At 71.5% G+C, this 24529-nt stretch carries 23 protein-coding genes and 1 tRNA gene; 18 read left to right on the forward strand and 6 right to left on the reverse strand.

Going from position 1 to position 24529, the window contains the following annotated elements:
• Positions 1-3 precede the first annotated feature (3 nt).
• The 3 genes from ABC304_RS08490 to ABC304_RS08500 are packed head-to-tail and all read left to right on the forward strand — an operon-like array spanning position 4 to position 4028.
• The gene (locus ABC304_RS08490; protein WP_412930169.1) at positions 4-2700 is read left to right on the forward strand and encodes an FAD-dependent oxidoreductase; all 2697 of its coding nucleotides are present in this window, start codon (positions 4-6) and stop codon (positions 2698-2700) included.
• A gap of 42 nt (positions 2701-2742) precedes the next feature.
• On the forward strand, positions 2743-3684 hold the full coding sequence (locus ABC304_RS08495; protein ID WP_412930170.1) for a dihydrodipicolinate synthase family protein: 942 nt from the start codon (positions 2743-2745) through the stop codon (positions 3682-3684).
• Entirely contained in the window at positions 3681-4028 is a 348-nt protein-coding gene (locus tag ABC304_RS08500) for a (2Fe-2S)-binding protein (RefSeq protein WP_412930171.1), read from the forward strand. Before ABC304_RS08495 ends, ABC304_RS08500 begins: the two co-directional genes overlap by 4 nt.
• A gap of 145 nt (positions 4029-4173) precedes the next feature.
• On the opposite strand, the gene ABC304_RS08505 is transcribed toward ABC304_RS08500, so the two are convergent.
• The 3 genes from ABC304_RS08505 to ABC304_RS08515 all read right to left on the reverse strand — a co-directional run bounded on the left by ABC304_RS08505 (position 4174) and on the right by ABC304_RS08515 (position 7637).
• A complete protein-coding gene (locus ABC304_RS08505; protein ID WP_412930172.1) occupies positions 4174-5256 on the reverse strand; it encodes an NADH:flavin oxidoreductase/NADH oxidase in 1083 nt (360 codons plus the stop codon).
• Positions 5257-5333: 77 nt separating this feature from the next.
• The gene (locus ABC304_RS08510) at positions 5334-6137 is read right to left on the reverse strand and encodes an IclR family transcriptional regulator domain-containing protein (RefSeq protein ID WP_412930173.1); all 804 of its coding nucleotides are present in this window, start codon (positions 6135-6137) and stop codon (positions 5334-5336) included.
• Positions 6138-6167: 30 nt separating this feature from the next.
• Positions 6168-7637 (reverse strand): NAD-dependent succinate-semialdehyde dehydrogenase, encoded by a 1470-nt coding sequence (locus ABC304_RS08515; RefSeq protein WP_412930174.1) that lies wholly within the window; start codon positions 7635-7637, stop codon positions 6168-6170.
• A 114-nt stretch (positions 7638-7751) separates the two neighbouring features.
• On the opposite strand from ABC304_RS08515, the gene ABC304_RS08520 reads away from it, so the two are divergent.
• From ABC304_RS08520 to ABC304_RS08585, 14 genes are all read left to right on the forward strand, one after another.
• Positions 7752-9125 (forward strand): aminotransferase, encoded by a 1374-nt coding sequence (locus ABC304_RS08520; RefSeq protein WP_412930176.1) that lies wholly within the window; start codon positions 7752-7754, stop codon positions 9123-9125.
• Positions 9126-9127: 2 nt separating this feature from the next.
• The gene (locus ABC304_RS08525) at positions 9128-10282 is read left to right on the forward strand and encodes an ATP-NAD kinase family protein (protein ID WP_412930177.1); all 1155 of its coding nucleotides are present in this window, start codon (positions 9128-9130) and stop codon (positions 10280-10282) included.
• 38 nt (positions 10283-10320) lie between these two features.
• Complete coding sequence (gene gcvPA / locus ABC304_RS08530) at positions 10321-11724, forward strand: aminomethyl-transferring glycine dehydrogenase subunit GcvPA (protein ID WP_412930178.1); 1404 nt, start codon at positions 10321-10323, stop codon at positions 11722-11724.
• Positions 11721-13244, forward strand: coding sequence for an aminomethyl-transferring glycine dehydrogenase subunit GcvPB (gene gcvPB, locus ABC304_RS08535; protein ID WP_412930179.1), 1524 nt, complete (start codon positions 11721-11723; stop codon positions 13242-13244). The genes gcvPA and gcvPB overlap by 4 nt, the downstream gene beginning before the upstream one ends.
• Positions 13245-13455: 211 nt before the next feature.
• Positions 13456-13528: transfer RNA gene (locus tag ABC304_RS08540), tRNA-Trp, on the forward strand.
• Positions 13529-13600: 72 nt separating this feature from the next.
• On the forward strand, positions 13601-13876 hold the full coding sequence (gene secE, locus ABC304_RS08545) for a preprotein translocase subunit SecE (protein ID WP_127096308.1): 276 nt from the start codon (positions 13601-13603) through the stop codon (positions 13874-13876).
• Positions 13877-13935: 59 nt separating this feature from the next.
• Positions 13936-15132: a transcription termination/antitermination protein NusG gene (gene nusG, locus ABC304_RS08550; RefSeq protein WP_412930180.1), complete on the forward strand. Its 1197-nt coding sequence runs from the start codon at positions 13936-13938 to the stop codon at positions 15130-15132.
• Positions 15133-15426: 294 nt separating this feature from the next.
• Positions 15427-16236: an endonuclease domain-containing protein gene (locus tag ABC304_RS08555; protein ID WP_412930181.1), complete on the forward strand. Its 810-nt coding sequence runs from the start codon at positions 15427-15429 to the stop codon at positions 16234-16236.
• 381 nt (positions 16237-16617) lie between these two features.
• Positions 16618-17049, forward strand: coding sequence for a 50S ribosomal protein L11 (gene rplK / locus ABC304_RS08560; RefSeq protein ID WP_127096305.1), 432 nt, complete (start codon positions 16618-16620; stop codon positions 17047-17049).
• A 14-nt stretch (positions 17050-17063) separates the two neighbouring features.
• Positions 17064-17753: a 50S ribosomal protein L1 gene (rplA, locus tag ABC304_RS08565; protein WP_412930182.1), complete on the forward strand. Its 690-nt coding sequence runs from the start codon at positions 17064-17066 to the stop codon at positions 17751-17753.
• Positions 17754-18108: 355 nt separating this feature from the next.
• Positions 18109-18915 (forward strand): amino acid ABC transporter substrate-binding protein, encoded by an 807-nt coding sequence (locus ABC304_RS08570; protein WP_412930183.1) that lies wholly within the window; start codon positions 18109-18111, stop codon positions 18913-18915.
• Positions 18916-18937: 22 nt separating this feature from the next.
• On the forward strand, positions 18938-19606 hold the full coding sequence (locus ABC304_RS08575) for an amino acid ABC transporter permease (RefSeq protein ID WP_412930184.1): 669 nt from the start codon (positions 18938-18940) through the stop codon (positions 19604-19606).
• Positions 19593-20396: an amino acid ABC transporter ATP-binding protein gene (locus ABC304_RS08580; protein ID WP_412930185.1), complete on the forward strand. Its 804-nt coding sequence runs from the start codon at positions 19593-19595 to the stop codon at positions 20394-20396. The genes ABC304_RS08575 and ABC304_RS08580 overlap by 14 nt, the downstream gene beginning before the upstream one ends.
• A 97-nt stretch (positions 20397-20493) precedes the next feature.
• A complete protein-coding gene (locus tag ABC304_RS08585; protein ID WP_412930187.1) occupies positions 20494-21537 on the forward strand; it encodes an NAD(P)H-dependent flavin oxidoreductase in 1044 nt (347 codons plus the stop codon).
• Here ABC304_RS08585 and ABC304_RS08590 read toward each other — a convergent pair.
• Positions 21534-21809, reverse strand: coding sequence for an acylphosphatase (locus ABC304_RS08590; RefSeq protein ID WP_412930188.1), 276 nt, complete (start codon positions 21807-21809; stop codon positions 21534-21536). The two genes, ABC304_RS08585 and ABC304_RS08590, sit on opposite strands and share 4 nt — an antisense overlap.
• 34 nt (positions 21810-21843) lie before the next feature.
• Positions 21844-22518 (reverse strand): LysE/ArgO family amino acid transporter, encoded by a 675-nt coding sequence (locus ABC304_RS08595; RefSeq protein WP_412930189.1) that lies wholly within the window; start codon positions 22516-22518, stop codon positions 21844-21846.
• Between the two features lie 71 nt (positions 22519-22589).
• On the opposite strand from ABC304_RS08595, the gene ABC304_RS08600 reads away from it, so the two are divergent.
• Positions 22590-23489 carry a LysR family transcriptional regulator ArgP gene (locus ABC304_RS08600; protein ID WP_412930190.1) on the forward strand — a complete coding sequence of 300 codons (900 nt, stop codon included), beginning with the start codon at positions 22590-22592 and terminating at the stop codon, positions 23487-23489.
• Here the strand turns inward: ABC304_RS08600 and ABC304_RS08605 are convergent.
• Positions 23476-24507, reverse strand: coding sequence for an NADP-dependent oxidoreductase (locus tag ABC304_RS08605; protein ID WP_412930191.1), 1032 nt, complete (start codon positions 24505-24507; stop codon positions 23476-23478). The genes ABC304_RS08600 and ABC304_RS08605 overlap by 14 nt on opposite strands.
• Positions 24508-24529: the final 22 nt, after the last annotated feature.

Here is a 24529-nt window from a genome sequence, read left to right on the forward strand (position 1 = left end):
TCCATGGCTGTAGATGAGCGCGGTTACGACGTCCTGATCGTCGGGGGAGGCCCCGCCGGCATGGCGGCGGCCTCCACCGCCGCCGCATCGGGGCTGCGTGCCGCGCTCATCGACGAGCGCCCCAGCCTGGGCGGGCAGGTGTACAAGCAGCCCGGACCGGGCATGCGGGTCACCGACGCCCGAGAGATGGGCGCCCAGTACCGCGCCGGTCGCGCGCTCATCGAGGAGGCGGAGGCCTCGGGCGCCCACCTCCTCCTGCGCACGACGGTGGTGGACCTCGCCCCCTCCGACGAGGGCTGGACCGCCATGGTGCAGACCGACGGCGGCCCCGTCGCCCCGGTCCGCGCCGCGCGGGTGATCGTCGCGACGGGCGCGAACGACCGCCCCGTCGTCTTCCCCGGGTGGACCCTTCCCGGCGTCATCACCGCCGGCGGCCTGCAGACCCTCGCCAAGACCCAGTCGGTCATCCCCGGGGAGCGCATCGTCTTCGCCGGCTCCGGCCCCGTCGCCCTCGCGTTCCCGGCGCAGCTCGCCGGGTACGGCGCGAACATCGTCGCCGCGCTCGAGGCCGGGCCCGCCCCCTCGCCGGGCGATCTGGTCCGCATCGCGCGGGCGGCTCCCGGCAACGTCGGCCTGCTCCGCGACGCCGCGGCCTACCAGGCGGCTCTCCTCCGCCACCGGATCCCCCTGAAGTACGGCCGCATCGTCGTGCGCGCGGAGGGCGACGGCCGCGTCGAGCGCGTCGTGCACGCCCGCGTCGACGCCGACTGGCGCGTCATCCCGGGCACCGAGACCACCGTCGAGGCCGACGTGCTGTGCGTCGGCTACGGCTTCACGCCCTCGACGGAGCTGCTCCGCCTCGTCGGCTGCGCGTTCGACAGCCGGGAGGACCTCGGCGGTCCCGTCATCCGCACGGACGCCTGGCGTCGCACCGACGTCGCCGGCATCTACGCCGTCGGCGACGGAGCCGGTGTCGAGGGCTCCGCGGTCGCCGTGGACGAGGGGCGCATCGCCGCCCTCGCCGTGGCGCAGGACGCCGGACGCATGAGTGCAGCGGATGCCGCGGCCTCCGCCGCCCCGCTCCTGACGCGCGTCGGCCGGCGCCGCGCCCTCACCGACGCCACCCATCGCATGTACCGCGTCGGCGACGGCATCTTCGAGCTGGCCACCCCCGAGACCGTGGTCTGCCGGTGCGAGAGCGTCACCGCGGGGGCGATCGCCGAGGCCATCGCCGAGGCGCCGGAGGTCAGCGCGGTCAAGGGCGCCACCCGTGCGGGCATGGGCCCGTGCCAGGGGCGCATGTGCGGCCGCCACATCGCCGCCATGATCGCTGCAGCCCGCGACGTGCCCATCGCGGAGATCCCGCCTGCCACGCCGCGCATGCCGCTGCGTCCGACCGCCATCGGCGCGATCGCCGACGCCGAGGTGACCGACCCCGGGCTGTTCGAGGCGAAGGAGGGCGCCCCGGTCGAACCTCCCCGCACCGACCTCGTTCCCGAGGAGGTCGTGCGCAGCGCCCGCGGTCCGGTCACCGAGACCGACGTCCTCGTGATCGGCGGCGGCATCGCCGGCGCCGCCGTGGCCTATTACCTCGCGAAGGAGGGCGTCGAGGTCGAGCTGCTCGAACGCGCCGAGCTGAACCGCGAGGCATCCGGCACCAACGCCGGCAGCTTCCACTTCCAGCTCGCCATCCACCAGCTCTCCGGCCGCGGCGCCGAGGCCGACCGTGCCCGGCTGCTGAGCGACGCGCGCTCGAGCGTGGAGGCCTACGGCCTCTGGACGCGGCTCGGCGAGGAGCTCGACGCCGACCTCGGTCTGCATCAGACCGGCGGGTGGATGGTGGCCGAGACGCCCGAGCAGCTCGCACTGCTGCACGAGAAGCACCTCCTCGAGGAGGAGGCGGGCATCGAGACCGAGGTGCTCACCGGAGCAGCGCTGCGCGATCGCGCGCCCTACTTCTCCGACCGCGTGCTCGGCGCGACCTACTGCGGCCTCGAGGGCCACGCCAACCCGCTCCTGACGGCGCTGCTCTACGCCCGGCGCGCGGCCGAGCACGGAGCCCGCATCCGCACCCACAGCGAGGTGCTGGCGATCGACGTCGACGACGCGTCCGCGGCGCACCGCTTCACCGTGCACACCACCCGCGGCAGGATCCGCGCCCGCCGCGTGGTCAACTGCGCCGGCGGCTGGGCGGGGGAGCAGGCGGCGATGGTCGGCCTGCGCTTCCCGATCCGCCGCGAGGGCCTGCACGTGAACGTGACGGAATCGCGGAGCCCCCTGCTGCCCTCGATGGTGCAGCACATCGGCCGTCGACTGACCTTGAAGCAGAGCACGCACGGGTCGTTCATCATCGGCGGCGGGTGGCCCACGGGATCGACCGGTTACCCGCGGCGCTACCCGACGCAGTGGCGCAGCGCCGCAGGCAACCTCCGGGTGGCCCTCGACGTCGTGCCCGCGCTCGAGGACGTGCGCGTCGTGCGCACCTGGTCGGGGGTCATCGCCTTCACCGACGACCTGTCGCCCATCGTCGGCGAATCCGCACTCGTGCCGGGCTACTACGCCTGCGTCGCCACGACCGGCTTCACGTTCTCGCCGATCTACGCCCGTCAGGTGGCCGAGAGCATCCTCGACCGCCCCGGCACGGTCACCCCCTTCCCCGAACGGTTCTCGCTGGATCGCGGCAACGCCGCGCTGGTCTGAGCCGCAGCATCCCTTCCCCACACATCCGAGGAGCGCACACGCATGAACCGCGACGACGTCGACTGGGCCGGGTACTTCCCGGCCGTGGTCACCCCCTTCACCGAGTCGGGCGACCTCGACCTCGACACCCTGGCGGCGCTCATCGACCAGTACGCCGAGCGCGGGATGCACGGCGCCGTGATCAACGGCACCTGCGGCGAGTGGTTCTCCCAGAGCGCCGACGAGCGCAAGGCCGTCGCCGAGACGGCGGTGGCCGCCGCGGCCGGCCGGCTGCGCGTGCTGGTGGGCTGCACCTCCAACCGTGCGGAGAACGTGCAGGACCTGGCCTCCCACGCGCTCGCCGCCGGCGCCGACGGCGTGCTGGCCTCGCCGCCGCCGTACATCAAGCTGTTCCCCGACGAGGTCGTCGCCTGGTACGAGGACATCAGCGACCGGGTGAAGGCACCCCTCGTGGTCTACAACTGGCCGCACGGCACCGGCATCGACATCGGCAGCGACCTGGCCGACCGCCTCGCCGACATCGACTCGGTCGTGGCGATCAAGGACAGCACGCCCGACGCCGACCAGTTCTTCGAGACCTCCCGTCGCGTGCGCGACCGGGTGCGCGTGTTCGGCCCGTACATGTCGGCCCGCGGAGTCGAGGTGCTGCGCACCGAGGGCGGCGACGGGTTCGTCGGCGGAGGCTCTCTCAACGGCCGCCCCGACCCCGCGTTCTGGGAGGACTACTGGCGCGGCGACTTCGCTCCCATGCAGGAGTACGCCGAGCGCGCCGACCGCCTCTTCCCCAAGCTGTGGCTGCCCGGCGGCTGGGCGGGTCACTTCGGGTCGTACCAGGCTCAGCTCAAGGCCCTCATGCACATGCTCGACCAGCCGGCCGGCCACGTGCGCAGCCCGCGCCTCCCGGTCACCGACCCCGCCAAGCTCGAGGCGATGCGTGCCATCCTCCTGGAGGAGGGCATGCTCACGGAGAAGGCGGCGGCATGAGCGGCGCACGCTCCGGGCGCGTGCCGGGGCACGGCCTCGAGCGCGGCCCGCGGGTGGGGATCGTGCTCGACGGGCGTCCGGCGCTCGCCTACGAGGGAGAGAGCGTCGCGGCGGCCGTCATGGCCGATCGCGACCTCGCGCTGCGCGAGACCGAGCGCCGCGCCCCCCGCGGGTATTACTGCGGGATGGGCGTGTGCTTCGACTGCGTCATGGTGGTGGACGGCGTGCCGAACACCCGCACCTGCGTCACGTGGGTGCGGGAGGGTATGACGGTGGAGCACCAGATCGCCGCGTCCCCGGCCTCGGCCGTCTCGGACGCCGCGGGCGATCCCCACACGCACTGATCCGGGGAGCGGATGCCGCGGCATCCCGAGTCCGGACGGTTCGCCGTGTCCGCGGCCTGACACCCGCCGCCGTCCACGCGGAACGGCCGTCCGGTGATCCGGACGGCCGTTCGCGTGCACGGAGGCGTGGTGCCGCCCGCGCCGATCAGGGAATCGACTCGACGTACTTGGCGCGGTTGTACTGCCACGCCCACGCGAGCTCCCCGCCGAGGGCGGCCGCCGCGCGCAGCGGGAAGGTGGGCTCGCGGAGGAACTGGCGGGCGACGTAGACGACGTCCGCATCGCCGGCGCCGAGCACGGCCTCGGCCTGCTCGGGCGTGGTGATGAGACCGGCCACGCCGACCGGCAGGTCGACGGCCGCGCGCACGGCGCGGGACAGGGGCTGCTGGTAGCCGGGACCGGACGGGATCGCCTGGCGTGGGTCGTTGCCGCCCGACGAGACGCTGACGAGGTCCACGCCGTCGATGCGCCGCAGGGTCTCGATGGTGTCCTCGACGGTCACGCCGTCCGGCACCCACTCGGTGGCCGAGACGCGCAGCACGAGCGGCATGTCGGCCGGGATGCGCGCACGCACGGCTGCGATCACCTCGTGCAGCAGCCTCTCCCGGCCCGCGGCGTCGCCGCCGTACGCGTCGGTGCGACGGTTCGAGGTGGGGGAGAGGAACTGCCCGAGCAGATAGCCGTGGGCGGCGTGGATCTCGACGAGGTCGAACCCCGCCTCCACCGCGCGCGTGGCGGCGTCGGCGTAGTCGCGCACGACCTTCGCGATGTCGTCGGCGTCCATCGCGACGGGAACGGTGAAGGTGCCGTAGGGGGTGTCGGACGGGCCCAGGGTCGTCCAGCCGCCCTCCTCCGCGGGCACGGAACCCCGCCCGCGGGTGGGCGGGTAGGTCGACGCCTTGCGGCCGGCGTGGGACAGCTGGATGCCGATGAGGCTGTCCATGCCGTGGACGAAGTCCACCACGCGCCGCCAGCCGGCGGTGTGCTCGTCGTTCCAGATGCCGACGTCGTCGGGGCTGATGCGGCCCTCGGGCGAGACGGCGGCGGCCTCGGTCATGATCATGCCCGCCCGGCCGATGGCGAACGACCCGAGGTGCACGAGGTGCCACTCGGCCGGCATCCCGTCCACCGAGGAGTACATGCACATCGGCGCCACCCAGAGGCGGTGCGGGATCGTCAGCCCGTTCACGGTGATGGGGCTGAACAGACGGGAGGCGGGACGTGCCACGGGGGTCTCTCTTTCTTCGGGAACGGTCGCGCGGGACGACCGGCGCGGCGACGCCGCACCGGTGTCACCGAGCGGGATCAGGTGTCGCGGCGCTGGATCATCGCGAGGTCCGCGCTGATCTTGGCGGTCGCGCTGAGCAGCTGGGGAAGGAAGTCCGACAGCAGCTGCTCCACGGAGACGCGCGAGGTCGAGACGGAGATGTTGACGGCGCTGACGTAACGGCCGTCGGCGCCGACGATGGGGGCGGCGATCGATCGCGCGCCCAGGTCGACCTCGCGGTCGTTGAGCGACCATCCCTGCTCCCGCACCTGCGCGAGGATCTCGCGGAGCGCCTGCTCGTCGGTCACCGTCACGGGCGAGACCTTCTCGCGCGGGTACATCGCGAAGTACGCGTCGAGTTCGGTGGCGGACATCTGCGACAGCAGCACCCGGCCCGTGGAGGTGCAGAACGCCGGCAGGCGGCGCCCGATCCCGAGCCGGATGGGCATGATCGTCTCTGTCGCCGCGCGCGCGACGTAGACCACGTCGCCGTCGTCGTACTCGCAGGCCGACACCGACTCGCCGACCTGCGCCGACAGCCGCCGCAGGGCGTCCTGCGTGATGTCGATGCTCGACGACGAGGAGAGGAACGCGTACCCGAGGTCGAGCACGCGCGGCCGGAGGTAGAAGCGGCTCTGACGGCTGCCGACGTACCCCAGCGTCTCGAGGGTCAGCAGGGCCCGCCGCACCGCTGCGCGGCTGAGGTTGGTGATCTTCGCGACGTCGGCGAGCGAAAGCATGTCGTGGTCGTTCGAGAACGCCCGGATGACGGCCAGCCCGCGGTCGAGCGACTGGACGAACTCCCCGGAGGCCCGGTCCGTCTCCGGCGCGGTGATCACCATGACGTGCTCCTCAGATGCGGGTGGGATCTGTCACGAGACGCCCTCGATGCAGATGTACTTCAGCTCGGTGTACTCGTCGATGCCGTGCAGCGAGCCCTCGCGGCCGATGCCGGACTGCTTGATGCCGCCGAAGGGCGCGCCCTCGTAGGAGATGAGGCCGGTGTTGACGCCGACGACGCCCACCTCGAGCGCCTCGGCCACGCGGGTGACCCGGCCGATGTCGCGGCTGAAGAAGTAGCCCGCCAGTCCGAACTCGGTGTCGTTGGCCATCGCGATGGCCTCCTCCTCCGTCTCGAACTTGAAGACGGGCGCGAGCGGCCCGAAGGTCTCCTCGCGGGCCACGACCATGTCCTGGGTTGCGCCGACGAGCAGCGTCGGGTCGAAGAAGGTGCCGCCACGCTCGTTCACGCCGCCGCCGCGGACCACCGAGGCGCCCTTCGCCGTGGCATCCGCGATGTGGGAGGCCACCTTGTCGACCGCCGCCTGCGAGATGAGCGGGCCCTGAGTGGTCTCCGGCTCGAGGCCGTCGCCGACCCGGAGCTTGTCGATGGCCTCGGCGAGCGCGTCGACGAAGCGATCGTGGATGCCGGCCTGCACGTAGATGCGGTTCGCGCACACGCACGTCTGCCCGGCGTTGCGGAACTTCGAGTCGATCGTGCCCTTGACGGCGTTGGCGAGGTCGGCGTCGTCGAAGACGATGAGCGGCGCGTTGCCGCCCAGCTCGAGGGCGAGCCGCTTGAGCGTGCCCGCCGACTGGGCCATGAGGGTGCGTCCGACCTCGGTGGAGCCGGTGAAGCTGATCGTGCGCACCAGGTCGTGACCCGTGAGCACCTCGCCGATGAGCGCCCCGGAGCCGTTCACCACGCTCAGCACACCGGCGGGGAGCCCCGCCTTCTCCGCGAGCGCGACGAGGGCGAAGGCAGACAGCGGCGTCTCGCCGGCCGGCTTGATGATCATGGAGCAGCCGGCGGCCAGCGCGGGAGCGGCCTTGCGCAGGATCATCGCCGCGGGGAAGTTCCACGGGGTGATCGCGGCGGTGACGCCGACCGCGTTGCGCGTGGTCATCATGCGGCGGTCGGGGTTGTTGGTGGGGATGACCTCGCCGTACAGGCGCTTGGACTCCTCGGCGAACCACTCGATGAAGGAGGCGCCGTAGAGCACCTCGGCGCGGGCCTCCGCCAGCGGCTTGCCCTGCTCCCACGTCAGGATCTGGGCGAGGTCGTCGGCGTTCTCGACCACGAGGTCGTACCAGCGGCGCAGCGTGCGGGCGCGGGTGGGCGCGGGCACCTTCGACCACGACAGGAAGGCCTCGTGCGCCGCCTGGACGGCCGCCTCGACGTCCTCGGCGGTGGCCACGGCGACCTGCACGATCTCCTCGCCGGTCGCCGGATCGGTGACCGGGCGGCGCTCGCCGGCGGAGCCGTCGCGCCACTGCCCTCCGTAATGGAGCTGGGTGCGCAGGAGATCGCCTTCGAGGAGTGCGCGACGGGTGGAGGACATGATCACCTACTGCTTTCTGTGAACATCGAAAATCGTTTGAACCGCGTCCAGCATACGGGTAATGTGCGAAATGCGACCAGTAGTGCGTAAAGCGAACGAACGAAGGTGTACCGAATGCAGATCGAGGAGCTGGACAGGGCCTACCTGTTCCACCCCATGACCAACCTCGCGGCCCACGAGCAGAACGGGCCGCCGCTGACGATCGTCGAGGGTCACGGCGCCACCGTCACCGACCACAACGGCCGGGATTACCTCGACGCCATGGCGGGGCTGTGGTGCGTGAACGTCGGCTACTCGCACCCCGAGATGGCCGATGCGCTCCACGCGCAGGCGTCGAAGCTGCCGTACTTCCACGCGTTCTCCTCCATGGGCACGGAGCTGCCCGCGCTTTTGTCGGAGCGGCTGATCCGCATGGCGCCGGTGCCGATGAGCAAGGTCTTCTTCGGCAACTCCGGGTCCGACGCGAACGACACCCAGGCCAAGCTCGTCTGGTACTACAACAACGTGCTCGGCCGGCCGGAGAAGAAGAAGATCATCTCCCGCCGTCGCGGCTATCACGGTGTGACCGTGCTGTCCGGCGGGCTGACCGGACTCAAGAACCTGCACGACGGCTTCGACCTGCCGCTGCCGATGATCCGCCACGTCCGTCCGCCGCACCGCCTGTGGGAGCGGGCGCCCGGCCAGACCGACGAGGAGTTCTCGACCGCGCTCGCCGCAGAGCTCGAGACGCTCATCCTCGACGAGGGTCCCGAGACCGTGGCCGCGATGATCGCCGAGCCGGTCATGGCCGCGGGCGGCGTCATCGTGCCGCCCGACACGTACTTCCCGAAGATCCAGGAGGTGCTCGACCGCTACGACGTGCTGCTGATCGCCGACGAGGTCGTCAACGGCTTCGGGCGTCTGGGCGTGCCGTTCGGCAGCGACGCCGTCGGGATGCGTCCCGACCTGATGACCGTCGCGAAGGGCATCACCTCGGCCTACGTGCCGCTGTCGGCCGTCCTCGTGAGCGAGAAGGTGTGGCAGGTGCTGCTGGAGGGGTCGGCGAAATACGGCAGCTTCGGTCACGGCTACACCTACTCCGCGCACCCCCTCGCGGCGGCCGCCGCCATGGCGAACCTCGACATCATCGAGCGCGACGGCCTCATCGCCCAGGTGGCGGAGAACGGCGCCTACCTGCACGAGCTGCTGCACGCCGAGTTCGGCGACGACCCGCACGTCGGCGAGATCCGCGGCAAGGGCCTGATGGCCGCGCTGGAATTCGTCGAGTCGCGCGAGCCGCTGCGGCCGTTCGCGGCGCAGGGCGCCTTCGCGACGGCGGTGACGCTCCACTCCCGTGAGGCGGGCGTCATCACGCGCGCGCTGCCGGAGGCCGACACCGTCTCGTTCTCTCCGCCGTTCGTCACCACCCGCGACGAGCTGGAGCGCATGGTCGCGGGCGTCCGCGCCGGACTGGACCGCGCGGTCCAGGCCCAGCGGAGCGCGTCCTGACGATGACGACGCGCGTCGGCGTGCTGCTGAATTCCATCGCGGGGTTCGGCGGCACGCTGGCGATGCACGGCACCGATCGCCTCGCGGCCGATCGGTTCGCCGACGCGGTCGCGGCCGGGCGCGCGAGCCGCCGCCTCGTGCGGGCGCTGGAGACGTGGCGGTCGCGCGGCGGCGCCGCGCGACTGGTCCCGGCTCCCGGGCTGCTCGGCGCGGACACCCTGCGCTCCGCCGGCTTCGACGCGCACGTCGAGGCCGACCGGGACGCCGGCATCGCCGCCGGCGGCACGGTTATCGGACCCACCACCCGCCTCGACACCCTCGCGGCGGCACGGAGGCTGGTCGCCGACGGCATCGACGCCCTCCTGTTCTCCGGCGGAGACGGCACGGCCACCGACATCGCCGAGGCGATCGGCCTGGCGGTGCCGGTGATCGGCGTGCCCTCGGGCGTGAAGATGCACTCGCAGGTCTTCTCCCGTTCGCCCGAGGCCGCGGGACGCCTGCTCGCGGAGCTGACGGCCGGGCGGGCGTGGGACGAGACCGCCGACGTCCTGGATGCTGCGGCCGACGGCTCGACGGGGGTGATCGCCGCTCTGCGCGCCGCCCGCGCGGGCGAGCCCCTGCAGGGCGCGAAGGGGGGCGCCTCTGCATCGTCCGACGAGGGTGAGCGCCGCGCGATCGCGGCGGAGCTGCTGCGCGCGAGCGGGCCCGCGACGACCTGGATCATCGGCCCCGGCACCACCGCGGCCGCGCTGGCGGATGCCCTCGGCGTCGCCGGCACCCTTCGCGGCGTGGATGTGCGCCATCCCTCCGGCCGCGTCGAGCCCGACGTCGACGAGGAGCGCCTGCTCGCGGTCGTGACCGCCGCCGCCGACCCCCGCCTCGTGCTCGGCGTCGTCGGCGGTCAGGGCTTCCTCCTCGGCCGCGGTAACCACGAGCTCAGCCCGCGGGTGCTGGCGGCCCTCGGTCCCGACCGGGTGTCGATCGTCGCGACGTCGTCGAAGGTCGCCACGCTCGTCCCACCCGTCCTCTACATCGACGCCGACGACGGTCTCGGCGGCGAACCGGCCGGCTCGCGGCATCCGCTGCTCGGCTATCGTCGCGTGCGCACCGGCGCCCGGCAGACCACCGTCCTCAACGTCGTCGACGCCGCGGCCTGACCGCGGATCGACCGGAACACCCGATCAGGAGAAGCACGATGACACCATCCGCGCACCCCTACATGGCGAACTCCGCCGCCGAGAGCGGCCAGGCCCTCCTCGAGGCGGTCGGCGTCGCGTCGGCCGAGGAGCTGTTCGCCCAGATCCCCGCGGGCGACCGGGCCGATGACGGCATCGCCGCGCGGCCGGGCATCCGCTCGGAGCTGGAACTGCGACGGATGCTGGAGGGCCGCCTCCGCGGCGGCATCTCGACCGACTCCCACATCTCGTTCCTCGGCGGCGGCTACTGGAAGCACTACGTGCCGGCGCTCTGCGACGAGATCGCCGCCCGCCCCGAGATCGCCACCTCGGTATGGGGCACGCCGAGCTCCGACCACGGACGCAATCAGGCCTGGTTCGAGTTCACCTCCCAGCTCGGCGCGCTGCTCGACCTCGAGTTCGTGGGGCTGCCCGTCTACAGCTGGGGCTGCGCGGCGGGCCACGCGCTGCGCATGGCCGCGCGTCTCACCGGCCGCTCGGTGGTCGTCATCCCCTCGAACGTCGACCGCGAGCGGCGCCTGGTCATCGACACCTACTGCGGCTCGCGCGAGCTCGACGGTGCGCTCACCGTCCGCGAGGTCGCCGTCGATCCGGCGACCGGCACCGTGTCGCCGGCCGCGCTCGCGGCGGTGCTCGACGACGACGTCGCCGCGGTGTACCTCGAGACCCCGAACTCCTGGGGCGTCATCGAGCTGGAGATGACCGCGCTGATCGAGGCGACCCACGCGGTCGGTGCGGAGGCCGTCGTCGGCGTCGACCCGATCGCGCTCGGCGCCCTCGCCTCGCCGGCCGCCGCCGGCGCCGACATCCTGGTGGGCTCCATCCAGCCGCTGGGAATCCACCTGTACGCCGGCGGAGGCGTCGGGGGCTTCATCGCCTCGCGCGACGAGGAGCGCTACGCCCGCGAGTTCCCCACCCTCCAGGTGAGCATCGCCCCGACCCTGCGCGAGGGCGAGCGCGCGTTCGGCATGACCCTGTTCGCGCAGAGCTCCTACGGCTCGCGCGAGCTCGGCAACGACTGGACCGGCAACTCCGTCTACCTCTGGGCGGTCCGTGCGGCGGTCTACCTCTCCCTCCTCGGCCCGTCGGGCATGCGGGAGCTCGCGGAGACGAGCGCGGCCAACGCCCGTGCCACGGCGGAGCTGCTCGACGCGCTCCCCGGAGTCACCGTGCCGCACGTCGACCGCGTCTTCAAGGAGTTCGTCGTCGACTTCCGCGGCACGGGCATGACGGTCGCCGACATCAACGCCGCTCTGCTGACCCGCGGCATCCTGGGCGGCCACGACCTCACCGGCAGCCACGACGGTCTCGACGGCTGCGCCCTGTACTGCGTCACCGAGCTCACCACGGAGGCCGATGTGAGAGCCCTGATCACCGCCCTGGAGGAGGTGACGGCCCGATGAGCGCCGTCCGCCGCTTCCACGCCGCCTCGTGGGACGAGAAGGTCGTCTACGAGCTCGGCGCCCCCGGCCGCCGTGGGTTCGTCCCGCCGGCGTCGTGGGCGCCGGAGGGCACGTCCGCCCTGCCCGAGCACCTCCGTCGGGAGCACGACGCCGACCTGCCGGAGCTCGCCGAGTACGAGGTGCGCCGCCACTTCACCCACCTGTCGCAGCAGACGATGGGGATGATGGGCATCAGCCTGTTCGGCACGTGCACGATGAAGCACAACCCGACGGTCAACGACGCCGTCGCCGCGCGGTCGGAGATCGCCGCGGTGCACCCCCGGCAGGATCCCGCGACCTACCAGGGCGTGCTCGGACTCGTCCACGACATGGAGGACGAGCTGCGCAACCTGTCCGGGATGGCGGCCTTCAGCTTCCAGCCCGGGGGAGGGGCGGATGCCGCGTACCTGAACGCCGTCATCACGCGGGCGTACCACGCCTCCCGCGGCGAGCTCGCGCAGCGCACGCAGGTGATCACGACCGCCCAGGCGCACCCGTGCAACCCCGCGACGGCCAAGGCCGCCGGCTTCGAGGTCATCACCCTCCCCGTCGAGGAGGAGGGGTATCCGTCGCTCGAGGCGCTCAAGGCCGTCATCGGTCCCGACACGGCGGCCCTCGTGCTCAACAACCCCGACGACATGGGCATCTACAACCCGCGCATCCGCGAGTTCATCGACGCGGTGCACGAGGTCGGCGGGCTCGCCTTCTACGACAACGCCAACTTTAACGGCGTGATGACCCGCCTCCGCGCGCACGACCTCGGCTTCGACGCCTGCATGTACATGCTCCACAAGAGCTTCGGCGCGAACAAGGGCGGCAACGGTCCCTCGGTCGGCGCCTACGGATGCTCCGAGGCGCTCGCGCCGTTCCTTCCCGGCCCGCGCATCGTGAAGACCGGCGACGTGTACGAGCTGGTCGAACCCGAGCAGAGCATCGGGCGCGTGCGGGAGTTCCTCGGCAACGTGCCGCAGGTGATCAAGGCCTACTCGTGGACGCGCGCGATGGGCACCGACGGTCTCCGCGAGGCCGCCGACCTGTCGGTGCTCGCCAACAACTACATGGAGACACGGCTGATGGCGCTCGACGGCGTCACGATGGCCTTCCCCGGGAAGGCGCTGCCGCGGCTCGAGATGACCCGCTACTCGCTCGAGGAGTACGCCGCCGAGACGGGCCTCACTACCGTCGACGTGCAGAACCGCATGACCGACTTCGGGATCGACGCCTACTGGCTCGCGCACGAGCCGTGGCTGACGCCGGAGCCCTTCACCCCCGAGGCCGGGGAGATGTGGTCGAAGGAGGATCTCGACGAGTGGATCGACGTGCTCGCGCACGTGCTGGAGGAGGGACGGCGCGACCCCGAGATGGTGCGCAGCGCGCCGCACAACCAGGTCGTCGCGCAGATCGACGGCTCCGGCCTCGACGACCCGGCGACGTGGGCGGTCACCTGGGCGGCGTATCGCCGCAAGCACCAGAGCGCGTGACGAAGGGAGCGGATGCCGAGGCATCCGCTCTCTTCATCCCTCGCCGGCGGCGCGGCGGACCCCGGTGCGAGTTCGACCCGGCCGGGGGCATGCCGTACACTGGCGAGTGCAGTAGAAGTCTGCATTCTTTCGCCATGCCCCCCGTTCTCGGGGCTTCTCACGAAGGTTCGGCACGGTGGTCGACATGCAGGCGCCCGAGGCCCAGGTCTCTAGGGCGGTAGCTCAATTGGCAGAGCAGCGGTCTCCAAAACCGCAGGTTGCAGGTTCGATTCCTGTCCGCCCTGCGCGTATCGGCGCGTGCGCCGGTGCACGATGCGTCAGCGGAAGCTGACACGAAAGGTAATCAGGTGGGATCGATGGTCCAAGACGAGCCGAAGGGCGAGGTCGTCGCCAAGAGCGACGCCCCGCGCGAGAAGAAGCCCAACTTCTTCCAGCGCATCGCCATCTTCATCCGCCAGGTCTTCGCTGAGCTCCGCAAGGTCGTCACGCCGACGCGCCAGGAGCTGCTGAAGTTCACGGCGGTCGTGCTCGGATTCGTCGTCGTCATGATGGCGGTCGTCTACGGCCTCGACGTGCTGTTCGTCTGGATCACGACCGTCGTGTTCGGCGTTCCGGGCGGCGCGACCCCCTGAGCCCACGACGCGGGCGGAACGGCACGACCGTTCCGCACCACCAACGGAAGTGATTTCTTGTGACTGAAAGATATGTCGACGACGCCGACTGGGCGACCGCTGCAGAGCAGTCGTCGGAGGACGACGAGGCCCAGGAGGGCAACCAGCTGGCCGCCGACGAGCGCGCCGTGGAGCCCGCCGAGCACGCCGCGCTGCACGTCGTGGACGACTCCGACGACGACGAGACCGACGACTCCGACCTGGACGAGATCGACATCGAAGACCCGGAGGCCGACGCCATCGTGAACGACGCCCTGCACATCGACGAGGCCGCCGAGGCCGAGGCCGCGGCGGAGGTCCTCACCGACTCGCTCGCCGAGGAGCAGGCCGAGTACCAGGCCGCCCACGCCGACGACGTCACGCCCTACGACGGTCCCGACGTGAACGGCGACGAGGACGAGCCGGTGCTCGACACCGACTTCGTGCAGGAGGTGGATGCCGCGGCATCCGTCGTCGACGAGGTCGAAGCCTCCGTCGACCCGGCCGATGCGCCCGCCGCTCCGGTCGACCTGGACGCCGCCGACGACGAGTCCGTCTCGGGCTTCGAGGGCTCGGACGATGTCGATGATGTCGAGGGCTCTGAGGACGACGAGGACGCCGACCCGTACGAGGCGTTCCGCGCCGAGCTCCGGTCGCTCCCCGGCAAGTGGTTCGTCATCCACTCCTACGCCGGCTTCGAGCGCAAGGTGAAGGCCAACATCGAGCAGCGCAAGTCGACGCTCGAGGTCGAGGACGACATCTACCAGGTCGAGGTCCCGATGGAGGACGTCGTCGAGATCAAGAACGGCCAGCGCAAGATGGTCACCCGCGTCCGGATCCCCGGCTACGTGCTCGTGCGCATGGACCTCAACGAGGACACCTGGTCGGTCGTGCGCCACACGCCCGGTGTCACCGGCTTCGTGGGCAACGCGCACAACCCGACGCCGCTGCGCTTCGAGGAGGCCTTCAACATGCTGAAGAGCCTCGTCGAGGTCAAGGAGGTCGCTCCGGCCAAGGGCGGCGTGTCCAAGGGCGGTCAGCCGGTCGCGCGCTCGATCCCGGCCGAGGTCGACTTCGAGGTCGGCGAGACCATTACGATCAAGGAGGGCTCGTTCGCCGGGCTCCCCGGCACGATCTCCGAGATCAAGCCCGAGAGCGGCAAGCTCACCGTGCTCGTCTCGCTGTTCGAGCGCGAGACCCCCGTCGAGCTCTCGTTCGACCAGGTTACCAAGCTCTGACCCCCGGCTGAGTCTCCGGAAGCGCCCCGTCTCCGACGGGGCGCTTCCGCGTTCCCGGGAGGTCCTCCGCCTCCGGGGCCATCCCGTACCCCTGTGCAAGAGGACGGAGATGTGCGAGACGACGGATGCTGCGGGCTCGAGCGGTCCGGCATCCTGCACATCTCCGCACTTCTGGTCCGGGTCAACTCCTCCCCACCCGCCCGGCTCAATCGCCCATCATCAGATCGGGACGGGTGCCGCCCTCCCGGACCCGAGATGCGGGAGCCTCCGGGGATGGGATCTCTCGCGGAGACGGTGGCCGCGGCCGGCGGCGTGATGCGGGTAGCCGCGCTCCGGAGCGCGGGTGTGCCTCGCCGCACGATCGAGAACGAGGTCGCCGCGCACTTGCTGATGCGTCCGCGAAACGGCTGGATCGCGCTGCCGGATGCCGATCCCGCGCTGGTCGCGGCCGCTCGGGCGGGTGTGATTCTCACCTGCCTCACCCAGGCTGAACGTGTGGGGCTGTGGGTCGTCGATGACGGCGCGATCCACGTCGCGGCGCATCCGCATCGGCATATCGGCGAAGTGAGGTCCGACACCCGCGTTCATTGGGCGCGACCGCTTGTGCCGCGGCATCCCGATGCCTTGTTCGACCGCGTCGAGAACGTGTTGGCTGTTGTCGCGAACTGCCAGCCGCACGAGCGCGCGCTGGCCGTATGGGAGTCCGCCCTGCGGCAGGGGCAGGTGACGCGCGAGACCCTTCGCCTGTTGCCTCTGTCGACCACCGCGCGCTCGCTGCTCGAGAAGTGCTCCCTGCATTCGGACTCGGGGCTCGAGACGTTCATCCCGGTACGTCTGCGGTTCCTCCGCCTGCCGATCCGCCGGCAGGTGTGGCTCGCCGGGCACTTCGTCGATTTCCTGATCGGCGACCGTCTCGTCCTGCAGGTCGACGGCGGTCATCACGTCGGTGCACAGAGACGAAGTGACATCGCCCACGATGCGCGGCTGATGCTGCTGGGTTTCCACGTGATCCGCCTGGACTACGTGCAGATCATGTCGCGGTGGGCCGAGGTGCACGACGTGATCGTGCTCGCCGTCGCGCAGGGGCTCCACCGCGCCGCGTGACGGGGCATGATGACGGAGATGTGCAGGATGACGGATGCTGCGACGCCCCAGCATCCGTCATCTTGCACATCTCCGCGTTCCCGCGCGAAGGGGTGGTTGAGGCTCGGGGCGGGCGGGATGAGGCTCGAGACCGGCGGGTTGAGGCTGGCGACGGCGGGTTGAGGTCGGGCGGGGCTCGCAACAGGCGCGGGAAGAGGGGGTGGGCGCGGGAAGAGGGGGTGGGCGCGCGCACCGGGCGCGGGGGAGAGGGGCGCCCCCGGGTGAGGTAAGCTTGGGTGGTTTGCGTCGCTTCGGCGTGCGCGGACGACCGCGGTCCGGAGATGCCGGGCGCGCGGGAGAACAGGATGCCACGGCATCCGGTTCGAACGAAAGGAAGAGGACATGGCACCCAAGAAGAAGGTGACCGGCCTGATCAAGCTCCAGATCAAGGCAGGAGCCGCCAACCCGGCGCCCCCGATCGGGCCCGCGCTCGGTCAGCACGGCGTCAACATCATGGAGTTCTGCAAGGCGTACAACGCGGCGACCGAGGCTCAGCGCGGCAACGTCATCCCCGTTGAGATCACCGTCTACGAGGACCGCAGCTTCACGTTCATCCTCAAGACGCCCCCGGCCGCCGAGCTCATCAAGAAGGCCGCCGGCCTGTCGAAGGGCTCCGCGACGCCGCACACCACCAAGGTGGGCAAGCTCACGCAGGCTCAGGTCCGCGAGATCGCCGAGACGAAGCAGCCCGACCTGAACGCGAACGACATCGACGCCGCGGCGAAGATCATCGCCGGCACCGCCCGTTCCATGGGCATCACGGTCGAGGGCTGAGGGGAATAAGGATCATGGCAACCAAGTCCAAGGCTTACAAGGCCGCCGCCGCGAAGATCGCGCCGGACACGTTCTACTCGCCCACCGAGGCCGTCGCGATCGCGAAGGACACCGGATCGGCGAAGTTCGACTCGACCGTCGAGGTCGCGCTCAAGCTCGCCGTCGACCCCCGCAAGGCGGACCAGATGGTGCGCGGCACCGTCATGCTGCCCCACGGCACCGGCAAGACCGCCCGCGTCATCGTCTTCGCGACCGGTCCGGCCGCCGAGGCCGCCATCGCCGCGGGTGCCGATGAGGTCGGCGGCGCCGAGCTCATCGAGAAGGTCGCCGGGGGCTACACCGCCTTCGACGCCGCCGTCTCCACCCCGGAGCTCATGGGCCAGGTCGGCCGCCTCGGAAAGGTCCTCGGACCCCGCGGTCTGATGCCGAACCCGAAGACCGGCACGGTCACCCCGAACCCGGCCAAGGCCGTCGAGGAGATCAAGGGCGGAAAGATCGAGTTCCGCGTCGACAAGCACGCCAACGTGCACTTCGTCGTGGGCAAGGCCTCGTTCTCGCAGGAGCAGCTCGGCGAGAACTTCGCCGCCGCGCTCGAGGAGATCGTCCGCCTCAAGCCGTCCAGCTCCAAGGGCCGTTACATCCAGAAGGGTGCGGTGTCGACCACGTTCGGCCCCGGCATCCCGCTGGACGTCAACGCTCTCTGAGCCGACACGCATCGCGCCAAGGGCCTCACCTCCGGGTGGGGCCCTTCGCCGTTCGCCAGGTGGAGATCGGATGCTGCGGCCACCCCGACCGGGATGTCCGAGCCTGATCGCGGCGCCCGCCACCGCCCGAGTGTGTCGCTATGCGACAGCCCGATACGCGAGCGCCCCATCGCGAATTAGGGTCGAACGTCCGGCCCGTCCGGTCGCCCGCACCACGGCACCCCCGGCACACCGCGAGCGGCCCAGCACCGCACACCACCGCACACCGCCAGCAGCACGGCAGAGCACCACAGCACGGCACAGCACCACATCCCCCGCACCTCGGCATCACCGCCGCCGCATCACAGGAGTCACCATGGCACGTCGCCGCATCCTCGTCCTCGCCGTTCTGGCCGCCCTCGCCGCACCGCTGGTCGCCTGCAGCAGCGGCACGGCCGCTCCCGCGGGCAGCGCCGCCGGTGACGACTACGGCCTCGCCAAGGCCGGCACGCTCACCGTCGCGACCGAGGGCACCTACCGCCCATTCACGTACCACCAGGACGGCTCCGGGCCCCTCGTCGGCTACGACGTCGAGATCATCGAGGCGGTCGCCGACAAGCTCGGCCTCGAGGTCGCGTACCAGGAGACGCAGTGGGACGCGATCTTCGCCGGGCTCGACGCGGGCCGCACCGACGTCATCGCCAACCAGGTCTCGATCAACCCCGAGCGCGAGGCGAAGTACCTCTTCAGCGAGCCGTACACGGTCTCGCCGGGCGTCATCGTCGTCAAGGAGGACGACGACTCGATCTCCAGCTTCGCCGACCTCGCGGGCAAGACCACCGCGCAGTCGCTGACGAGCAACTGGTACGAGCTCGCCCAGCAGAACGGCGCCAAGGTCGAAGCCGTCGAGGGCTGGGCCCAGGCCGTCGCGCTCCTCGACCAGGGTCGCGTCGACGCCACCGTCAACGACAACCTGACGTTCCTCGACTACGAGAAGACCAACGGGCCGACCGGCCTCAAGATCGCCGCCGAGACCGATGACCCGGCCCGCAACGCCTTCGCGTTCGCCAAGGACAAGACCGCCCTGGTCACCGCGGTCGACTCCGCCCTCGATGAGCTGCGCGCGGACGGCACCCTCGCGAAGATCAGCGAGAAGTACTTCGGCGCCGACGTCTCGCAGTGATGACGGACGGGCGGAGATCCTGATGGATCAGAGCACCTGGGACCTCCTCGTCTCGTCCTTCTGGCCCCTGCTGCTGGCGGGACTGACGGGGACCATCCCCCTCGCGCTCATCTCCTTCGCGCTCGGGCTGCTCATCGCCCTGGTGGTGGCGCTGCTGCGGATCTCGAAGAACCCGGTGCTGTCGGGCGTCGCACGGTTCTACATCTCCGTGATCCGCGGCACGCCCCTGCTCGTCCAGCTCTTCGTGATCTTCTACGGGCTGCCGGCCGTCGGGCTGACCGTCGACCCCTGGCCCAGCGCGATCGTCGCGTTCTCGCTGAACGTCGGAGGCTACGCGGCCGAGGTGATCCGCGCCGCCATCCTCTCAGTGCCCAAGGGGCAGTGGGAGGCGGCCTACACGATCGGCATGTCGCCGCGTCGCTCGCTGCTGCGCATCATCCTTCCCCAGGCGGCGCGCGTGTCGGTGCCGCCGCTGTCCAACACCTTCATCTCCCTGGTGAAGGACACGTCGCTGGCGTCGCTCATCCTCGTGACGGAGCTGTTCCGCCGCGCACAGGAGATCGCGGCGTTCAGCCTCGAAGTGCTGGTCGTCTACCTCGAGGCGGCCCTGATTTACTGGATCTTCTGCCTGGTGCTGTCGTCGGGCCAGAATCTCCTCGAGAAGAGACTCGATCGCTATGTCGCACACTGACGACCCGCTCGCGCCCCCTCCCGTCACCGATGGCGGTGAGCTCCTGGCGGCGCAGGGCATCCGCAAGAGCTTCGGCGACACCGAGGTCCTCCGCGGCATCGACCTGGAGCTGACGCGCGGGGAGGTGCTCGTCCTCATCGGCCCCAGCGGATCGGGGAAGACGACCGTGCTGCGCGCCTTGAACGGTCTCGAGACTCCGGATGCCGGAACCATCCGTGTCGACGGAGGCCCATCGATCGACTTCTCGGCGCCGGTCAAGAAGGCCGACCGTTCGGCGCTCCGCGACCGCTCGGCGATGGTGTTCCAGCAGCACAACCTGTTCCCGCACAAGACCGTCCTCGAGAACGTGATCGAGGGACCCGTGCAGGTGCAGAGGGTGCCCAAGGGGCAGGCGGTCGCCGAGGCCCTCGCCCTCCTCGAGCGGGTCGGACTCGCCGAGAAGCGCGACGCCTATCCTCACGAGCTCTCCGGAGGCCAGCAGCAGCGCGTCGGCATCGTCCGCGCGCTGGCGCTCAAGCCCGACCTCCTGCTGTTCGACGAGCCGACCAGCGCGCTCGACCCCGAGCTCGTCGGCGAGGTGCTCACCGTCATCAAGGAGCTCGCGGAGGAGGGCTGGACGATGGTCCTCGTCACCCACGAGCTCGCGTTCGCCCGCCAGGCGGCCGATGTCGTCCTCTTCCTCGATCACGGCGTGGTCGTCGAGCGCGGGCACCCGGCGCAGATCTTCACGACCCCGCGCGAGGAGCGGACGAAGAAGTTCCTCGACCGCATCCTCCGCCCCTTCGACTGACCCGGCCCCGACCGACATGGTGTCGACCGACCCGGGCCCGACCGACGTGCCGGTAACGGTCGCGCCGGCGACCGCCGCGCCCGGTAGCGTCACAGGGATGACTCGCACGCTCGCCGATCTCCTCGGCATCGAGGCGCCCATCCTGCTCGGCCCGTTCGGCGGGCTCTCGAGCATCGCCCTGACCGCTGCGGTGAGCGACCACGGCGGGCTCGGCGGCTACGGGCTCTACGGATACGCCGCGGAGCGCATCGCGCAGACGGCGGCGGAGCTCCGCGCAGAGACCCGCCGCCCGTTCGCGCTCAACCTGTGGCTGCCGACCGGTGACGAGGTGCTGCCCGGTGATCCACCGCTGGAGCCGTTCCTCGACGCGCTGGCCCCGCTCTTCGCGGCCGCGGGCGTCGCCGTGCCCGCGCCACCTGCCGCGTTCCTGCCGTCCGTCGACGACCAGTGGCAGGCGGTGATGGATGCCGCACCCGCCGCCGTCAGCGTGGTGTTCGGCGTGCCGACGCCGCACCAGGTCGAGCAGGCGCGGAGCCGCGGCATCCGTCTCATCGGCACCGCCACGACGGTTGCCGAGGCGGTCGCACTCGAGGAGAGCGGCGTGGACGCGATCGTCGCCAGCGGCAGCGAGGCGGGCGGGCATCGGGTCTCGTTCCTCGCGCGCGCCGAGGAGTCGCTGGTCGGCACGATGTCGCTGGTGCCCCAGGTCGTGGACGCCGTGCGGGTGCCCGTCGTCGCCGCCGGCGGCATCGCCGACCGTCGAGGCGTCGCGGCGGCGATCGCGCTGGGAGCGTCCGGCGTGCAGGTGGGCTCGGCGTTCCTGCGCACGCGGCAGTCCGCGGCGACCGAGGCGCACCGGCGCGCGCTGGCCGCGTCGTCCGACACCGGCACCGTGCTCACCCGGGCGATGAGCGGCCGGCTGGCCCGCGGCATCCCGAACCGCGCCCTGCGCGAGATCGAGACGAGCGGCATGATCGCGCCGTTCCCGGCGCAGAACTGGCTCACGGGGGTCTTCCGGGCGGCAGCCTCGGTGCGCGGCGACGGGGACCTGCTGTCGCTGTGGGCCGGTCAGTCGGCGGCGATCGGCGACCGCGACGACGCGGCCGAGGTGTTCGCCGAGCTGGCGGCGGGGCTGCCCTAGGCCGTCGCGCGGACCTCGAACCCGGACTCGTCGACGGCGTCGAGGTCGTCGACCTGCGCGCCGTCCACGCGGCCGCCCGGAGGGCCCTCAGCCATCCAGGCAAGCATCTCGTCGACGGCGGCGGGGGTTCCCTGCACCTCGGCCTCGACCGCCCCGTCGGCGCGGTTGCGCACCCAGCCGGTCACGCCGGCCCCGTCCGCCATCATCTTCGCGGTGTAGCGGTAGCCGACTCCCTGGACCTCGCCGCGGACGAGGACGTGCACGCGCTTCATCCCCCCATGGTGCCGGATGCCGCGGCCGCCCGGCTCAGTGCGGCAGCACCAGGCTGACGGCCAGCGCGATCATGACGACCGCGATGACCCCGTCGAGGATGCGCCATGCGCGCGGCGTGGACAGCCAGCGCCCGAGGAAGCGGGCACCGAAGGCGAGACCGAAGAACCACAGGATGCTGGCGGTCACCGCGCCCGCGGCGAACCACCAGCGATCGGCGCCGTGCGTGTTGGCCACCGTGCCCAGCAGGAACACCGTGTCGAGGTAGACGTGGGGGTTCAACCACGTGAGGGCGAGGCAGGTGAGGACGGCGGGGACGAGCCCGGTGCGGGCGCGGCTGACGACTGTGCGCGTCGCCCCACCGCCCGTGGCCGAGGCGCCGCCCTCGGCGATGCGCTCCGTCTCCGCGACGTCGAGGGCCTGACCCGTGGGCCGCCAGGCGCGCCGGGCGGCGAGGAGCCCGTAGACGAGCAGGAAGACCGCTCCCGCCCAGCGGACGACGTCGATCAGCCACGGCACGGCCTGAAGGACCAGTCCGATGCCCGAGACTCCGAGGACGATGAGCGCGGCATCCGACACCGCGCAGATCGCCGCGATCACGACCACGTTCTCGCGGCGGAGGCCCTCTCGCAGCACGAAGAGGTTCTGCGCCCCGATGGCGACGATGAGCGAGAAGCCGAGGCCGAGGCCGGCAAGGACGGAGGTGAGCACATTCCGACGTTAGAGGCGTCCATCGGTTCAGTACAGCTCACGCACCTTGCGCTGCATTAGCCTGGCTTACGATGAGGATCCCGCTGGAGCTCGCCGAGACGCTCGCCGCCGTCGTGGACGAAGGCACGCTCGACGCCGCCGCGCGCACGCTGCACATCACGCCGTCCGCGGTGAGCCAGCGCATCAAGTCGCTCGAGGAGATCGTCGGGCGGGTCGTGCTCCTCCGGTCCCGACCCGTGCGCGCGACGCCGGACGGCGAGTCCGTCGTCCGGCTGGCTCGCCAGGTCGCGCTGCTCGCGCACGACACGGTCGCCGAGCTCGGCGTCGGAGACGACGGCGCGCGTGTCAACATCCCGCTGGGGGTGAACGCGGACTCGCTGGCCACGTGGTTCCTGCCGCCCCTCGCCCGGCTGTCGGAGGAGCGCGCGGTCGTCTTCGACATCCATCGCGACGACCAGGAGTTCACCTCGGAGCTGCTGGAGTCGGGCACCGTGATGGGCGCCGTCACCTCTCGCGAGGTCCCGGTGGCCGGCTGCCGGGTGAGTGCGCTGGGATCGATGCGCTACGAGGCGGTCGCGACCCCGGCCTTCGTCGCGCGGTGGTTCGGCGACGGCGTCACCGCCGCCGAGCTGCAGACGGCGCCGGCGGTCGACTTCGACCGACGTGACGACCTGCAGACCCGGTGGCTGCTCGCGCGCGGCGTCGATGCGGCGGCTCCTCCGCGGCACCGCATCCCCGCCTCCGCCGACTTCGCCGCGGCGGTGTCGGCCGGGCTCGGGTGGGGGCTCCTGCCGCCCTTCCAGTCGGCCGACGCCGTGCGGGAGGGGCGGCTCATCGCCCTGCCCGGCGATCCGGTCGACGTGCCGCTGTACTGGCAGCAGTGGAACCTGCGGTCCGAGCTGCTCGACGCCGTCGCCGACGCGGTGATCGCCGAGGGCCGCCGAGTGCTCGACCCTGTCAGTCGTCGGTGACGCGCAGCACGATCTTGCCGCGTGTGTGGCCGTCCTCGAGCTGTGCGTGTGCGGCGGCGGCGTCATCCAGGCCGAAGACACGGTCGACGTACACCTGCACCGCGCCGCTGTCGAGAAGCCGTGCGATGGTTGCCAAGGCGCTGCCGTCGGGGATCACGCGATAGCCGGTCGCGCGCACCCCGGCGGCACGCGCCGCCTCCGCGAAGCCGGGGGAGGAGCCCGAGGGCACCACGACCAGCAGGCCGCCGGGTCGCAGCACCGAGAGCGAGCGTGTGCTCGTGGCATCGTGCAGGTCGCCCACGAGGTCGATCACGACGTCCATGCCCGACACCACGTCTTCGAACCGCGTCGTGGTGTGGTCCACGACCACGGTGGCGCCCAGCTCGCGCAGCCACGCGGCGTTGCGCCCCGAGGCCGTCGTCGTCACCGACGCGCCCAGATACGCGGCGAACTGCACCGCGAAGTGGCCGACGCCTCCGCTGCCGGCGTGGATCAGCATCCGCTGTCCCTCGTGGGCGTGGGCGGTCTCGACGACGATGCCCCACGCGGTCAGGGCCGCCAGCGGCACACCGGCGGCCTCGACGTGGGAGAGTGCGGCGGGCTTGCGGGCGACGGACAGCGCCGGCACCACGACGTACTCGGCGTAGCTGCCTCCCGAGCGGGGGAACGGCGCCATGCCGAAGACCGCGGTGCCGACCGGCAGCGGGTGCGACTCATAGGCCGAGCTGACCACGACGCCGCTGAAGTCGAAGCCCAGCGCCGCCGGGTAGGCGTCGATGGCGGAGGAGACGCCGGCGCCTGCCCGCGTCTCGGCGTCGATCGGGTTCACCCCGGCGGCCACGACCCGCACGAGCAGCTCGCTGAGCACCGGCGTGGGGGTTGGGAGGGTGGCGGCGTGGAGCGCGGCCGCCGGCCCGGGGCCGTCGATGACGGCCGCGCGCATCGTCTCGGGCGGGGTCTCCACGGTGGCGAGAGCGTCAGGGCGACTGACGGTGGTGCGCAGCGGGCGGGTCTTCATGCACGGCTCCTTCCGCGTGCGC

Source organism: Microbacterium jepli, from assembly GCF_047237905.1.
In the GTDB taxonomy this organism is placed as follows: domain Bacteria; phylum Actinomycetota; class Actinomycetes; order Actinomycetales; family Microbacteriaceae; genus Microbacterium.

What these genes read in the sequence shown, in the direction of transcription:
- ABC304_RS08590 (WP_412930188.1), bottom strand. Translation starts at nt 21,809, where the DNA reads ATGAAGCGCGTGCACGTCCTCGTCCGCGGCGAGGTCCAGGGAGTCGGC.
- ABC304_RS08525 (WP_412930177.1), top strand. Translation starts at nt 9,128, where the DNA reads ATGACGACGCGCGTCGGCGTGCTGCTGAATTCCATCGCGGGGTTCGGC.
- ABC304_RS08510 (WP_412930173.1), bottom strand. Translation starts at nt 6,137, where the DNA reads ATGGTGATCACCGCGCCGGAGACGGACCGGGCCTCCGGGGAGTTCGTC.
- gcvPA (WP_412930178.1), top strand. Translation starts at nt 10,321, where the DNA reads ATGACACCATCCGCGCACCCCTACATGGCGAACTCCGCCGCCGAGAGC.
- ABC304_RS08520 (WP_412930176.1), top strand. Translation starts at nt 7,752, where the DNA reads ATGCAGATCGAGGAGCTGGACAGGGCCTACCTGTTCCACCCCATGACC.
- ABC304_RS08495 (WP_412930170.1), top strand. Translation starts at nt 2,743, where the DNA reads ATGAACCGCGACGACGTCGACTGGGCCGGGTACTTCCCGGCCGTGGTC.
- ABC304_RS08490 (WP_412930169.1), top strand. Translation starts at nt 4, where the DNA reads ATGGCTGTAGATGAGCGCGGTTACGACGTCCTGATCGTCGGGGGAGGC.
- rplK (WP_127096305.1), top strand. Translation starts at nt 16,618, where the DNA reads ATGGCACCCAAGAAGAAGGTGACCGGCCTGATCAAGCTCCAGATCAAG.
- ABC304_RS08575 (WP_412930184.1), top strand. Translation starts at nt 18,938, where the DNA reads ATGGATCAGAGCACCTGGGACCTCCTCGTCTCGTCCTTCTGGCCCCTG.
- ABC304_RS08515 (WP_412930174.1), bottom strand. Translation starts at nt 7,637, where the DNA reads ATGTCCTCCACCCGTCGCGCACTCCTCGAAGGCGATCTCCTGCGCACC.
- ABC304_RS08585 (WP_412930187.1), top strand. Translation starts at nt 20,494, where the DNA reads ATGACTCGCACGCTCGCCGATCTCCTCGGCATCGAGGCGCCCATCCTG.
- ABC304_RS08580 (WP_412930185.1), top strand. Translation starts at nt 19,593, where the DNA reads ATGTCGCACACTGACGACCCGCTCGCGCCCCCTCCCGTCACCGATGGC.
- ABC304_RS08600 (WP_412930190.1), top strand. Translation starts at nt 22,590, where the DNA reads ATGAGGATCCCGCTGGAGCTCGCCGAGACGCTCGCCGCCGTCGTGGAC.
- gcvPB (WP_412930179.1), top strand. Translation starts at nt 11,721, where the DNA reads ATGAGCGCCGTCCGCCGCTTCCACGCCGCCTCGTGGGACGAGAAGGTC.
- secE (WP_127096308.1), top strand. Translation starts at nt 13,601, where the DNA reads ATGGTCCAAGACGAGCCGAAGGGCGAGGTCGTCGCCAAGAGCGACGCC.
- ABC304_RS08500 (WP_412930171.1), top strand. Translation starts at nt 3,681, where the DNA reads ATGAGCGGCGCACGCTCCGGGCGCGTGCCGGGGCACGGCCTCGAGCGC.
- ABC304_RS08605 (WP_412930191.1), bottom strand. Translation starts at nt 24,507, where the DNA reads ATGAAGACCCGCCCGCTGCGCACCACCGTCAGTCGCCCTGACGCTCTC.
- ABC304_RS08570 (WP_412930183.1), top strand. Translation starts at nt 18,109, where the DNA reads ATGGCACGTCGCCGCATCCTCGTCCTCGCCGTTCTGGCCGCCCTCGCC.
- rplA (WP_412930182.1), top strand. Translation starts at nt 17,064, where the DNA reads ATGGCAACCAAGTCCAAGGCTTACAAGGCCGCCGCCGCGAAGATCGCG.